The sequence below is a fragment of the Vitreoscilla massiliensis genome (genome assembly GCF_001457815.1).
Classification (GTDB): Bacteria; Pseudomonadota; Gammaproteobacteria; order Burkholderiales; family Neisseriaceae; genus Vitreoscilla; species Vitreoscilla massiliensis.
Genome location: NZ_LN898218.1, coordinates 98,651 through 112,404 on the forward strand (window position 1 = coordinate 98,651; position 13,754 = coordinate 112,404).

16 protein-coding genes are annotated in these 13,754 nt (G+C 46.9%); 15 read left to right on the forward strand and 1 reads right to left on the reverse strand.

What is annotated here, in order from left to right:
* The 15 genes from BN3003_RS19360 (at nt 1) to BN3003_RS04595 (ending at nt 11,680) form a co-directional block, all read left to right on the forward strand.
* Complete coding sequence (locus BN3003_RS19360; RefSeq protein WP_159061387.1) at nt 1–639, forward strand: tetratricopeptide repeat protein; 639 nt, start codon at nt 1–3, stop codon at nt 637–639.
* A 674-nt stretch (nt 640–1,313) separates the two neighbouring features.
* A complete protein-coding gene (locus tag BN3003_RS04535) occupies nt 1,314–2,681 on the forward strand; it encodes an MFS transporter (RefSeq protein ID WP_199822548.1) in 1,368 nt (455 codons plus the stop codon).
* Between the two features lie 29 nt (nt 2,682–2,710).
* A complete protein-coding gene (locus tag BN3003_RS04540; protein WP_058305552.1) occupies nt 2,711–3,631 on the forward strand; it encodes a LysR family transcriptional regulator in 921 nt (306 codons plus the stop codon).
* A 400-nt stretch (nt 3,632–4,031) separates the two neighbouring features.
* On the forward strand, nt 4,032–4,325 hold the full coding sequence (locus BN3003_RS18770; protein ID WP_147645335.1) for a hypothetical protein: 294 nt from the start codon (nt 4,032–4,034) through the stop codon (nt 4,323–4,325).
* Nucleotides 4,267–5,325 (forward strand): rolling circle replication-associated protein, encoded by a 1,059-nt coding sequence (locus BN3003_RS04545; RefSeq protein ID WP_147645337.1) that lies wholly within the window; start codon nt 4,267–4,269, stop codon nt 5,323–5,325. Before BN3003_RS18770 ends, BN3003_RS04545 begins: the two co-directional genes overlap by 59 nt.
* 11 nt (nt 5,326–5,336) lie before the next feature.
* Nucleotides 5,337–5,684 carry a hypothetical protein gene (locus tag BN3003_RS04550; protein WP_058305554.1) on the forward strand — a complete coding sequence of 116 codons (348 nt, stop codon included), beginning with the start codon at nt 5,337–5,339 and terminating at the stop codon, nt 5,682–5,684.
* The gene (locus BN3003_RS04555) at nt 5,681–5,863 is read left to right on the forward strand and encodes a hypothetical protein (RefSeq protein ID WP_058305555.1); all 183 of its coding nucleotides are present in this window, start codon (nt 5,681–5,683) and stop codon (nt 5,861–5,863) included. Before BN3003_RS04550 ends, BN3003_RS04555 begins: the two co-directional genes overlap by 4 nt.
* A 51-nt stretch (nt 5,864–5,914) precedes the next feature.
* Nucleotides 5,915–6,115: a major capsid protein gene (locus tag BN3003_RS04560; protein WP_058305556.1), complete on the forward strand. Its 201-nt coding sequence runs from the start codon at nt 5,915–5,917 to the stop codon at nt 6,113–6,115.
* 15 nt (nt 6,116–6,130) lie between these two features.
* Complete coding sequence (locus BN3003_RS04565; RefSeq protein ID WP_058305557.1) at nt 6,131–6,406, forward strand: hypothetical protein; 276 nt, start codon at nt 6,131–6,133, stop codon at nt 6,404–6,406.
* Nucleotides 6,407–6,490: 84 nt separating this feature from the next.
* Nucleotides 6,491–7,915: an IgG-binding virulence factor TspB family protein gene (locus BN3003_RS04570; RefSeq protein ID WP_058305558.1), complete on the forward strand. Its 1,425-nt coding sequence runs from the start codon at nt 6,491–6,493 to the stop codon at nt 7,913–7,915.
* Complete coding sequence (locus BN3003_RS04575) at nt 7,915–8,208, forward strand: DUF2523 family protein (RefSeq protein ID WP_058305559.1); 294 nt, start codon at nt 7,915–7,917, stop codon at nt 8,206–8,208. Before BN3003_RS04570 ends, BN3003_RS04575 begins: the two co-directional genes overlap by 1 nt.
* On the forward strand, nt 8,205–9,446 hold the full coding sequence (locus BN3003_RS04580) for a zonular occludens toxin domain-containing protein (RefSeq protein ID WP_058305560.1): 1,242 nt from the start codon (nt 8,205–8,207) through the stop codon (nt 9,444–9,446). Before BN3003_RS04575 ends, BN3003_RS04580 begins: the two co-directional genes overlap by 4 nt.
* Entirely contained in the window at nt 9,446–9,676 is a 231-nt protein-coding gene (locus BN3003_RS04585) for a hypothetical protein (protein WP_058305561.1), read from the forward strand. The genes BN3003_RS04580 and BN3003_RS04585 overlap by 1 nt, the downstream gene beginning before the upstream one ends.
* Nucleotides 9,677–9,829: 153 nt before the next feature.
* Nucleotides 9,830–10,777: an IS110 family RNA-guided transposase gene (locus tag BN3003_RS04590; protein WP_159061389.1), complete on the forward strand. Its 948-nt coding sequence runs from the start codon at nt 9,830–9,832 to the stop codon at nt 10,775–10,777.
* Between the two features lie 429 nt (nt 10,778–11,206).
* Nucleotides 11,207–11,680 (forward strand): hypothetical protein, encoded by a 474-nt coding sequence (locus BN3003_RS04595; protein ID WP_058305563.1) that lies wholly within the window; start codon nt 11,207–11,209, stop codon nt 11,678–11,680.
* Nucleotides 11,681–11,735: 55 nt separating this feature from the next.
* On the opposite strand, the gene acs is transcribed toward BN3003_RS04595, so the two are convergent.
* Nucleotides 11,736–13,700 carry an acetate--CoA ligase gene (gene acs / locus BN3003_RS04600; protein ID WP_058305564.1) on the reverse strand — a complete coding sequence of 655 codons (1,965 nt, stop codon included), beginning with the start codon at nt 13,698–13,700 and terminating at the stop codon, nt 11,736–11,738.
* Between the last annotated feature and the right edge of the window lie 54 nt (nt 13,701–13,754).

The following is a 13,754-nucleotide window of genomic DNA, read 5'->3' on the forward strand; positions in this document are numbered from 1 at the left end:
TTGACTTTATTATCCTTGCGCAGCCGCCCAGTCTTACAACCTGTTTTGTTGCTGCTGCTGGCGTGTAGCGCCAATCTGGCTAGCGCTCAAACCGACGCCAGCGCGGCCGAGCGTGGCATCGCGTTGAACAATCATGGCCATGCCTTGGCAGAGCAAGGGCTGTATGCGCAGGCGCAGCAATACTACCAACAAGCCTTGCCCGATTTGACCGCCACCGATGCACGCACTCAGCGCAACCGCGCCGCCACCTTAAACAATCTTGGCGTGGCCCTCGCCCAACAAGGCCAGCTGCCGACGGCTGAAGCGGCATTTACTGAGGCGTGGACGCTGCGCCAGCACGTCTTAGGCGCTAACGCCGCCGACCTTATTATCGCGCCACAATTTGGCGGTGGTGTTATTGGGTTTACAGCGCGATGCCGAGGCCTGCACCCACATGCAAGCTGCATGGCAAGGGCGGGTGCAATTATTGGGGCCACAACATGCCGACACCCAACTCAGCCGCAGTTTTATCGAGCGCATGCCCGCGTGCCCCAAGCAGCGTTGAGTATTGAAACCGATGGTGGCGACACCATCAACATATGCTGTACATGGTTTTGCAGACTCATATTCAGCCTCAATCAGCACACAAGCGGCCTGTGAATCATGTTTACAGGCCGCTTGTGAGATGAAATGACTGGATTAAACACTCACATCATTGCCGTGTTTGACTTGAGTATTACAGATTCAATACTGAATACTTCCTCTGGCTGATTGAATCAAATGAAGCGGCCTGTACACAGTGTTACAGGCCGCTTGCTTAATCGCTTTGCTAGCTCCAACATACACACCACCGCCATGGTTTGCTTGCACAATACAGATACAATCATCAATCTTCTTATCTGACTGGCTGAGTCTAACCCCTCCTCTGACTGTCGCTGCCAAGCACTTATTTCTGTTCACAGCCATCCAATCCATATCTATTCTGCAAACATCAACGAGTGCCTAATAAACATGCGGCCTGTAAACCCTAGCACTCACGCTACAAGTTTACCGGCAGCATAGACCCCTTATGTCTACAATACTTAGGCAAGATAAACTCGCACTTGTCCATGGATTTACAGGCCGCTTATTTCATGTATATCAGCCTATCCGCACCATCGAATATTGCCATTTATAGCCATGGCTCTTGTGCATGACAGACACATCTTAAGCGCGGTATTTTAATGCACTGGTATGCTGTTTCCTTGCCATGTCTGTGCAATATTGGCATCCACTCTGACATGAAAATTTGGAATAGTAGACTTGAAAAACCATCATTGGCATACCCGTGCCAGATGCGCTACATTAGCCTGACCTTAACCCTATCTACCGGTGGCACCATGCGCTATGCCAAGCTCGAAGACTTTCCGCTGTTACCATTCCACAAACGACTGACAGTGGGCGCGGCCGGTGGCCCGTTTATTGACGGCTATGTGTTGAGCTTGATGGGCGTGGTGTTGACGGCGGCCAGCAACGAATTGCAATTGAGCCTGTTGTGGCAAGCGTGGATAGCCATTGCCAGCTTAATTGGCGTCATCGTTGGCGGTTTGCTCGGCGGCGTTTTGACCGACCAATATGGGCGGCGCTGGTTTTTTCGCTACAATTTGTGGCTGTTGATGGCCATCTCGCTGTGGCAATGGCACATCGACGCGGCGTGGATGCTGTTTGTGTCGCGCTTGCTGATAGGCTTTGTCATCGGCGTTGATTACCCAGTGGCCACGCCTTTGCTGGTGGAATTTGTGCCCAAGAAACAGCGCGCGTCTTTGATTGCCAGTTTGACCGTCAGTTGGTTTGGCGGCGCCGCCTTGGCCTATGTCATCGGCGCTTGGTGCATGGGCATGGGAGATGCGGGTTGGCGCTATGCCTTGGTCAGTGCGGCGTTGGTGTGCGCGCTGTTTGCCTTGGCGCGCCGTGACATGCCCGAATCGCCGCGCTGGTTGCTCAATCAACAGCGCACCGCTGAGGCCGATGCCATCATCCAACGCATATATGGCGCTGATTACCACCACCAACACTTGGCCGAAGCCAGTACCGCCACGCGCATCAGTTGGCGCCAATTGCTGCTGCATGGCTATGCGCAGCGGCTGTGGTTTGTGACTTTGTTTTGGGCTTGCTCCATCATCCCTTTGGTGGTGATGTACTCGTTTGCACCGCAAATCTTGGCGGCGCTGCATGTCGAGGGTTGGTGGCTGCAATGGGGACCGGCGCTGATTACCCTGACCTTATTGCTCGGCAGCATGCTGGCGGTGAAAATGGTGAACCATGTGCCCAGACGCAGCTTGCTCATTGGTAGCTTTATCGCCTCGGGTTCGGCCATCGCCCTCTTGGCGGTGTGGCCGGCTGCAGCCGCGTGGTGGGTCATCGCCTTGTTTTGCGTGTACGGCCTGTGTTTGGGCGGCACGCAAATCATGCAATACCTGTATCCTAGCGAATTGTTTCCCACCGAAATCCGCGCCACTGCCATAGGTTTGGCCTCGTCCATGAGCCGTGTTGCCGCCGCCAGCGCCACGTATTTGATCCCGTGGTCTTTGGCCTATTTGGGGGTGAGCGTGACCTTGTACTTGGCCGTGGCCATTACCTTTTTTGGCGCTGCCATCAGTTTTGTGATGGCACCGGAAACGCGCCATTTGGATTTGCACAGCGCCGCGCGCTTAAGTGATTAGCCGATTAACCTCTGTTGGAACTGCCACCTATGAAGCGCAACGTGTCTTTGCAATACCTGCATTGTTTTTATGTGGTGGCCGATTGCGGCAGCTTTACCAAGGCCGCACAGCTATTGCACCTCACCCAAAGCGCGGTGAGCAAACAAATCACCGCGCTGGAACAATCGTTGGGCAGCAGCATGTTCATCCGCCGCAGCCGCGGCATAGACTTGACCGCCGATGGGCGCTTGCTGTTTAACAGCATCGCGCCATTGATGGACAATGTGTTGAACGTGATTCAAAGCATAGAACGCCAACACCACCACGAACATGTGTTGAAAATCATCAGCACCCAAGCGGTGGCGCAATACTGGTTGTCGCCATTGATTTTTCGCTTCAATGCGGTATACCCACACATCAAAGTGCACATGGTTGGCCGCAACGATGTCGATGTGGATTTATTGGACGAACACGACATCGGCATTTTGTATGGCGATGGCAACTGGCCGCGCTTGCACCAGCATTTTCTGTTTCGCGAGCGCCTGTTCCCGATTTGCCACCGCGATTACGACATCAGCGATGTGCACAGCATAGACGACTTGATGCGCCACAAACTCATCCAGCTCGACCCCGCCCAAGGCACTTGGCTGCAATGGCACAGCTGGATGAAACTGCACCACACCGAATACCGCCCACAATTCGAGACCTTGTTGTACAACCAACCGACACTGGCCTTGTCCGCCTGCCTCAACCGCCAAGGCATCGCCTTAAGCTGGGAATTCATGTGCCGCCCCTTCATCGACGACGGCATCCTCAAAGCCATAGACTGGCTGGCCTTAGAAACCGAACAAGCCGATTATTTGGTTTACAGCAAAGTCAAACCCTTGCCACCAGCAGCAACGCTGTTTCGGGATTGGTTGCTGAATGAGTTGCATCTGCAAGCAGCAAGCGCTCGTGAGGTACAGGCTTAATTCATACCTAAATGCTACCTAGCCCTGATTTGGGTATTAACAAGCGGCCTGTAAACATTTACAGGCCGCTTATATTTTGCCCTATCACATGGGCATGCAAAAAATCCAATTTGAACAGTATCTTAGGTGTTAGCTGAAATTTTGCTAAAAAACCTGCATCCATAAGCGAAAACGCCCTTGTGATTTCATTCATAGGGGCGTTTTTCATGCAAAGACCATTACCATTTTTCGATAGCGAAACGGCTTATTTTGAAGTGTCACGCACTCCAAACCGTAAATACATTGTCACTTTGGTTCAAGGTTCTAAGCGCACGCCTGTCCGTACATTCCGTTATTTAGTTCGTTGCATCGTCTTTGCCCATTTTGTGGGCTTGCCCCTCATTCGCGTGGGGAGTGCGGTATGAATTCCAATATCAGTGCATCGCCTGAAGTTGTTCAAATGTGCCGTGAAGTTATTGCGTCTGAAACTCCAAGTTTTGTGAGCTTATTTTTTAGTGAGTCTACTGGCTTATCTGGATTAGGCGTCATATCAGTCTTTATGCTTTTTCTTGTCCTGTTTGTTGGATGGAATGCAGTAACTCCACTTGAAGAGCGTGGCATAAAACAATCAAATAAAACAGAACAGAAGCAAGGGGATGGACGAGCTGACGAGTCCGCCCCTGCTTCTGCATCCAGTGAGGTACATCATGGCTAAATTTATGCATGGTGTTCCGCTCAAGTTACAGCACCAGTGCAAAGGCTGTGGCGTTTTCACGTTCAAATTCATGTTGACCGAAGGTGCTTTGTGTTCTGTGTGCGTTCAAAATTCACGCAATTCTGCTGCTGGAGACGTTCAAAACCGCAAGGTTTTGGACGTTCCTTGTCAAAATAGTAACAACTGCGCCGAAGGTGCAATTGTTGAATCTGAGAAGTTTGAATTGTCCTCTCAAGGCAAGAAATCCACCGCAGCACTTGAGATGAATGTAGAAGCGTTTTGCAATTATTACCCGATTAATAACATTGGCTTCCTGACCCTGACTTTTGCCGATGACATCCAATGCCCAAAAGAAGCCCAAAAACGCTTCAAATCATTCTACAAATACTGCTTACACAAATATTTCGGTGATTACATCCGCTGTTACGAACGCCAAGAAAATGGCCGTATTCATTACCACCTGATTTTAGATTGCAAAGTAGACATCCTGACAGGCTTTGATTTCAAACAGTTTTACAACAAAAAATTGCCACGTTACGGCCGTTACAAGTCAGCAAACAAGGCTTTAAAAGCGATTTGGAAATTGCTCCGTGATTCGATGGAAAAATATGGCTTTGGCCGTCACGAATTACTGCCGATTCGCACCTGCTCTGCACGTCTTGCCAAGTACGTCGGCAAATACATCAGCAAACACGTTCAATCACGCATAGCAAAAGACAAAGGCGTTCGCCTCGTCCAATGCTCCCAAGATTCAGGCCATAGCTGGAAAGTGGCTAACAGCAATTTCTCCTTCTTCAGCTACGGCTCAACACTGTGGCGCAAGAAGCTCCAAGCTTACATCGAAACGAACCAAGACCAATGGAACCGCGTGCAACAAGCATTTGGCATGGTCAACACAATCACATTAAACGCTGACAATTACAGCGAAATGATGTGTTTCATGGTCGGCAGCTCTTGGGGTTACAAGTGCCGCGACATCGTTTTATCACAAGAAATATGAGAGGTATCGAAATGAGCCAAGTTTATGAACCCAAACAAAAATCAGCAGGTACTGGCGGCCATCCGTTGGTGGCCACTGGTGTATTCGCAGGCTTTCGCCGTCATGAATACGGTGAAAAGAAAGAATCCATGTACTTCATGGATTTGGAAGAGTGTTCAGGTTTACCCCGCAACAATGACGGTCGCACATCCATCCGTGTCAGTGCAGAAACCTGTCAGTTTGTAGATGAAAACTTCCAATCAGGTGACTTGTTGCGCTTACCCATCTTTGTATCAGCCTACATCGACAAATCAGGTAACGCACAAGTCAGCTTAACCCATATGAAATCCATCGCTCAGCCGATGAAGCCTAACAAATGACAGGCTATTGGGACATCGACGATATGAGCGGTGAAATCGACGATGAAGGCAACGAGTACCGAAATTCAGATTACCGCATGAATCCCGATGGCGACATCGAACACCTTGGCGACGATGGTTGGGAATTAGAGCCGCAAGAAGAGTTCAGTCTGAATTTAGATGATTTTGACGAGTTTTAAAGCGAAGTGGTCACGCTTTCATGGCCACACATTTAATCAAGGAGTTTCATTATGAAACGCATTAACCAGGTAGTGAAGTATGGCGCTGGCGCATCATTGGCAGCATTGGCAGTAGCAGCACACGCTGAGGTTCCAGCGGACGTAACCAATGTGATTACCAATATTGGTACCGATGGTGCCTTGGTAGCATGGGCAATCTTTGCAGGATTGGTTGCCATCATGGTTGTTAAATACTTGCGTCGCGCATTGTAATTAACAGGGGGCAACATGGGTTATCAAGTAGGTTTCCAGTGCTTTGAAACGCTTCAAGAAGCGCAGAACTATAAATATAGCTCTGTTGCCCCTGTTATCAATCAAAACGGCCAACTGGTTCAGCCCGAGCAAGTTGGCCAACAATGGCAATTAAACGGCATACAAATCGTTGATTCATTCCCCCAATGCAGCCCATTGCAGCAGGTTCTAGACGGTATCGAAATGGGTTGGGCTTTGATTGTAGTAGCAGTATCAATGGTGGGCGTTGCCATTCTTAGACGTGGTTTGTGAGGTTCGTTATGTCTATCTATACACTTCTCGGATTAGCTGCTTGCATCATCGTTGCGATGGGCATACTGACAATGGGGCGTTGATATGCGCTTATTACTTTTACTTATCTTACTTCTGCCAATTTTTGCTTTTGCTGAGGAAGTTAAAATTTTTGTTGATTATCGTGGTTCTATTAAGGCAGATAAAATTAATATTGATAGTGCGGCCCAAAGGGCTTGGATGACTAATCAAGTGAAGTCGAATTCAGCTTGGTTTGCAGATTCAAAATACATGGGTCGGCTTAATTTGCATTCTGGCGCAGTTGCAAAGTCTGCTCTTCCCGTAGTTCTTGAACACCAAGTCACAAAAAAAGCAGTACTTCAAAGCATGTTCAGTAAAGTTTCACAGTATGCAAAAAATCCACTTGTTGGTCGTGCTGGCTGGTTGGGATTGGGGGCTTCTTTTGCAATACCCTATATCATTGATGAATTCATACTTGATGAAGATAAAGGTGCTTGGGTTTCTGTTCAAAAATATCATTTTGTATTAGTTGAAAGTGGATATAACTCAGGTTTGTGGGGTACTTTGACAACTGGTTTCAATTCTGTTGATAAGTTGCAAGAGGCATGTGCTGCAAAATCTACTGCTTGCAAAGTTCTTAGTACACATGAAACACCAACTGATGTAATTAAAAACTACTGTAATGGTCGTTCTTGGGAGCATACGTATTATGGCCCAAGTGGTCCTGTGAAGGTTGTAGCGGTATCAGATGGTTCAATATCTACGAATAAGTGCTATTCACCTCAATATAAAACCATTGATCCTGGTTCAGGCTTTCTAGCTTTAGCCCGCATTAATGAAACTCGTGTAATGACTTACGATGATTTTGAGCGTTTAACATTGCCTGCGGCTGATGCAGACCCAAGTCCATGGGTGAATTATTCACGTCCCTCACAAAATGAAGCTCCGCCTTCTTTTTCGTATGTTGGCGTTACTGCTCAATCTGGAGCTACTGCCAATACTGACCCTTATACAGACCCTTTCGACGGTAAGGCAAAAGAAACCAAAATTACGATTAACACTGATGGTAAAACCGTTACTTTAGACCATACATTAAGACCAGATTTACAAGGTCAAACTGATGTTGCTCCAGTCCCAACACCTATACCCGACAATGATAAGGAAACAAGCCCAGAAACAAAACCTGAAACAAACCCTGCTTCAACACCAGTCCAGTGCGACAAATATCCTGACACGCTCGGTTGTGAAAAAATGGGAGATGGTTCAGAAGCTGAAAGCATTTTCTCCGACATCAAAATTCCTGAAATCACCAATCCATCAGAATTTAAATTAGACAATTTTTTGCCTTCCACTGGGACTTGCCCAGCACCAAAAACCATCACACTTAGCATGGGAACCATCGTTCAAAGTTATGAAAAACACTGTGAAGCGGCTGAAATGTTGCGCCCATTCATCATCATTATTTCATCGCTTGTAGGTTTGTATCTCATCATAAGGAGTAAAGACTGATGCCAGCCGTCTTAGCAACTGTTCTTGCGTATATTGCTCGTTACTTAGTCATCAAGCTGATTGCTGCCTTTGGTATAGCATTCGTTACTGGCGGTGTTTCTGCATACCTCCTTACTCAATTCAAAGACATTATTCTGACCCAACTCAGTAGAGCACAGCCCGAGGCTTATAACATTATGATGATTGCAGGTTTAGGTTATGCCTTGTCGATTATCTTCGGTGCCATTGCCTTCAAAATTGCCTTAAACGTCGGTAAACGCATCATGATGGGTGTTACAGGTGTCGGTATATGATTATCCTGATTACAGGCAATATGGGTACGGGTAAAACTTCTTACGTCATTGATGCCATCGCAAACAACAAAGACCAATTGGGGCAAATGCCTGTCCGTATTGATGGCAAAGAAGAGTGGAAATACCCCGACTATAATTACGAAAATGAATCCGATGACGATGATGAAACCGCAGCTAAGGCATCTGATTACGAGTGGATAAAACGTCCTTATTACATCTCACACATCGACGGTCTGAAAGTCACAAAGCTTGGCGCATCCCGTGTCTCCCATGAAACCATGTCGTCTGCACCACTGGCTGAATTGTTCCCCGATGGTTCTTTGATAGTCGTTGATGAATGTCACTATGTTTACCCTGTTCGTTCCAGTGCCAAAGTTGTTCCAGAGTATGTATCAAAGCTGACAGAATTACGCCATCAGGGCCACACACTCATTATCATGACGCAACATCCAGCGAACATAGATATCTATGTTCGCAATCTCGTATCAAGACACATCCATGTTGCCCGTAAACAAGCCACAACACGCCTTTATGAATGGAATGAATGCATGGTCAACCTCAGCAAGCAATCGCTTGCTGATGCCACACAGAGGCTTTATAAGCCCCCTAAAAATGCATTCAAATATTACAAGTCCAGCTCAATACACATTAAGCATAAAAGACGTGTAAGCCCAGTTATTTACGTCCTCATGGTAGGCATTTTATTTATTGCATACAGTTTCTATCATTTAAGTAATCGAGCCAAACAAGATATTGGTGGCATTGATACAAACCCAAAAACAGAGTTAGATGCGCAAATGGCAAGTGACGTATTACCAAACGCTACTAAGCAAGGTGTCCAGGGATCCAATTCGGTATCAAATAACAATACTCAGCAAGCTGGGCAGTCTTTAAAGCCTACCGACTTCGTACCCACGATTCCTGAGAAACCTGAATCAAAACCACTCTACGATGGTATACGCCAGCCAAAAACATTCGAGCAGGTTAAAGGGGTCATGATAAGTAAAGGCAAATGCACCGCTTACAGCCAACAAGGCACGGTCGTTAATGTCTCCGATGTGTTCTGTAAGAAGTGGGCAAAGGACGGCTTACCGTTTGACCCTTACCGTGACCCAATACCGCCAGTACAGCAAGGCCATCAACAAGCCCAGCAACAAAACAATGCCAATGTACTGTCATTGACTGATAGCACGACAAAAGACACAATGAGGCCATCTGTACACTTGGATGCCCAGTAATGAATCTTGATAAAGAAATGGAAGCTCACAAATTTAATCTTCAGCAAATTTTACATGCTGGTTTTAAATCTTACCCAAAAAATGAATCTGCGATTTATGCAATTCTTAATTCAGCTCACTTACTGTCTTTAATTGAGTCCATTAGAAATGATGAAATTAATGTTGATAAAATTCCTGAATTAAAAACTGAGATTCTTGAATATTATAAAGTCTCAGGTATTAAGTATTAGTTTAAGCAGTACCAGCCCCAGATATACCGTACTAGCCGCTAAGCCTTGAGCTTGTTAACAAGATTGGTAACTGGGGCTTTCTATTGTCTAAAAATCTGAACAGTATCAAAAGCGGCAATGATGGTAAGCCAGCTTGCATATAAGGGGAGTCTCATGTATTTAGGTTTAGACATTGCAAAGGCAAAGATTGATTGTTGTTTAATGCACGATACAAAATACCTGCATCGCACATTCGAAAACAATCAAGACGGTTTCATCAAGCTGACAAATTGGTTAGAAAAACACACTGCAAACAAGGTTTACGCCTGCTGTGAGGCCACTGGGTCATACAGTGAAGCCATAGCTGACTATCTACACGACACTGGCCACAAGATTTCTGTAGTCAATCCACTGCGCATTAAAGCATTCGTCACCAGTGAGTTACAAAACGTCAAAACTGACAAACAAGACGCTAAAAGCATTGCGATCTACTGCCATCGAAATCAACCAGAGTTGTATAAACCTGCTTCACCGTCTGAGAGAGAATTAAAGGCACTGACACGCTATTTAGATGGTTTGAAAGAATTGCTCACGTCGCACACAAATCGCTCATTAGTCGCACATCATTCCGTAAAGTCTTACATTGAAACCAGCATTAAAAACACTAGGGCAGAAATCAAAGTCATAGAGAAAGTCATTCAGTCACGCATTAAGTCTGATAATGACTTGGATAAACAGGCAAAGCTTCTAAAGTCCATCACAGCCATCAGCGACGGCACAATACCGCACATTCTTACCCTGTTTGCAGACAAGCAATTCAAAACCGCAAAACAAGCCACCAAGTACGTTGGTCTTAATCCCATCATTAAGCAATCAGGCAACAAATCAACAAGACATTTAGCAATTTCAAAGATGGGCGACAAGTACATACGTTCAGCACTGTACATGCCAGCGGTGGTAGCTTTCCGAATGGCCGTTTACAAACCATTCATAAAAAGACTGAAAGACAAGGGCAAGACCAACAAGCAGATTATTTGCGCAATGATGCGCAAGCTCTTGGTTTACTGCTTCACAGTGTTGAAAACAGGTAATCAGTTTGACCCTGATTTGATTCTAAAATAAAAAATCACATAAAATTAAATTTGTCAATTAATTGATACTATCAATTATAAATGACAAATTTTATTTATTAATTTGACAAAATTCTATTGCGATTTGTTCTTGATTTTTTGGCTCGTGATTATCCCTAGAAACCGTGAATTTAAGTGTCAAGGGCGGCAAAGCCGTGCATTTTACCCTTGACACTTTACCAATCAAAAAACACTCAGCCCAAGGGTAGGTAGTTGGCTTTTCAACTGCCTGCCCTTGCGGCGTCGCAAGTGAGACACGCCGTAGGCATAGAAACCTAACAATTTCTGCAATATTGACTACAAAAACCAACGAATTTTAATAATAATGTTGACTTTATCAATACAGTATCTTGTTAATGCAATTGAGTATACTGTCTGCATGAAATAAATTGATTACTGACAGTGACTAAGGAGGCAGCAATTGAAAAAACTAGGCATCTTACTTGGCTTAATTTCCATAGTGGCCAGCGCCGATGTGGTGTTGTATGGGCAGGTTAAAAAAGGACAAGCGGAAACGGTTTTCGATAGCACGCAAACCAGCGCTGCTGGCTTGCAAGACTATGGCAGTCGAATCAGCATTCGTTTTGCCAACGGCACAAAATGCGAAATTGCCCCGTTGGAGGACACCACCGGCGCACAATTTGTGCTTATCGAAACCCATCCTCAACTTGCTTACAAACAAGTTACTGGCCCATTCAAGTTTTATTTTTCATCCAACCACCCATACCCCAAAAATCAACAGTTCTCTTCCGAAGAGACCAAACGTTTGGTGGATGCAAACATCAAAAAGCGCAATGCCAAAATTGCAGAAGCCGTGGCCATGAACCGCAAAACCCAGTCTTGCGATGAATTGTTCGGTTGGATACAGAAAGCCAAGATTAACAGCATTCAATAAGACAAAAAAGCGGCCTGTAAACTTACAGGCCGCTTTAAGCTGAGTAAAACGTGGTTTACACGCTGTGTTTCAATTGATCCAAAACCTGTGGGTTTTCCAAGGTAGAGGTATCGGTGGTGATTTCCTCGCCTTTGGCCAAGGTGCGCAGCAAGCGGCGCATGATTTTGCCGGAGCGGGTTTTCGGTAAGTTGTCGCCAAAACGGATGTCGTCTGGTTGGGCAATCTTGCCGATTTCGTGCGCCACCCACGTTTTCAGCTCTTGCGCGATGCGTTTGGCGTCTTCGCCTTCGGGACGGTCGCCTTTCAAAATCACAAACGCCACCACCGCTTCGCCTTTGACGTCATGCGGTTTGCCAACCACGGCGGCTTCTGCCACCAATGGATTGGCCACCAAAGCCGATTCGATTTCCATCGTGCCCAAGCGGTGACCGGACACGTTCAACACGTCGTCGATGCGGCCCATGATCCACACATAGCCTTTTTCATCGCGGTGGGCCGAATCGCCTGCCAAGTACAATTTGCCGCCCAATTCTTCTGGGAAGTAAGTGGCTTGGAAGCGGGCATCGTCGTTCCAAATCGTGCGCAACAATGATGGGAATGGGCGCGAAATCACCAAGAAACCACCATTGCTTTGGTCTACCGATGCACCAGATTCGTCAACGATGTCGACCATAATGCCAGGCAAAGGCAAGGTGCAAGAACCTGGTTTAATCGCCACCGCACCTGGCAAAGGCGCAATCATGTTGGAGCCGGTTTCGGTTTGCCACCAAGTGTCGACGATTGGGCAACGGCCGCCGCCGACCACTTCGTAATACCACATCCATGCTTCAGGATTAATCGGCTCGCCGACCGTGCCCAACAAGCGCAAGCTGGACAAATCGTATTGCTTAGGCAAGTCTGCACCCAATTTAATCAAAGAACGTATCGCCGTTGGTGCGGTATAGAAAGTGGTGACTTTGTGTTTTTCAATCGCTTGCCAGAAACGGCCGGCATCTGGGTAAGTCGGTACGCCTTCAAACACCACTTGGGTCGCGCCCACGGCCAATGGGCCGTATGCGATGTAAGTGTGGCCAGTAATCCACCCCACGTCGGCAGTACACCAGTACACATCGTCGGGTTTGTAATCAAATACCCACTTCATCGACACCATGGCGCCGAGCAAATAGCCACCGGTGCTGTGTTGCACGCCTTTAGGCTTACCAGTAGAACCTGAGGTGTACAAGATGAACAATGGGTGTTCAGCGTCTACCCATTCCGGTTCGCATTCGGCGGCTTGGCCGGCAATCAAATCGTCCCACCAAATATCGCGACCTTCGGTAAATGGCACTTCAGTTGCCGTGCGTTTGAACACCACCACTTTTTCCACGCTGGTGCAATCGCCGTCTTTCAATGCCTCGTCTACTGTGGCTTTCAATGGTGTGTTTTTGCCACCGCGCACGCTTTCATTGGCTGTGACGATGACTTTGGCTGCCGCGTCTTGTACACGGTCTTTGACTGCGCCAGACGAGAAACCACCGAACACCACCGAGTGTATGGCGCCAATGCGGGCACAGGCTTGCATCGCCACCACTGCGTCTGGAACCATAGGCATGTAAATCACCACACGGTCGCCTTTTTGCACGCCCAAGGATTTCAAACCATTGGCAAAACGGCACACGCGTTCGTACAATTGTTGGTAAGTAATGTTTTCTGAGCTGCCATCGTCTTTTTCATAGATGATGGCGGTTTTGTTCGCTTTGTCAGCCAAATGGCGGTCTATGCTGTTGTAAGAAATATTCAGCACACCGTCAGCAAACCATTTGTAAAACGGCGCGCGGCTTTCATCCAAAACTTGGGTAAACGGCTTTTTCCAAGTAATCAATTCTTGCGCGAGTTCACCCCAAAATCCTTCGTAATCTTGATTGGCTTTTTCACATAAAGCGTTATAGCCTTCCATGCCGCTGACATTGGCATGCGCTTTAAAGTCTTCTGAAGGCTCAAACACACGGTTTTCTTTTAATACTGATTCGATTGCTGCCATATTTCTCTTCTCCTGATTGTGTTACAGGCCGCTGGATTCCGCTTGATGCGGCCT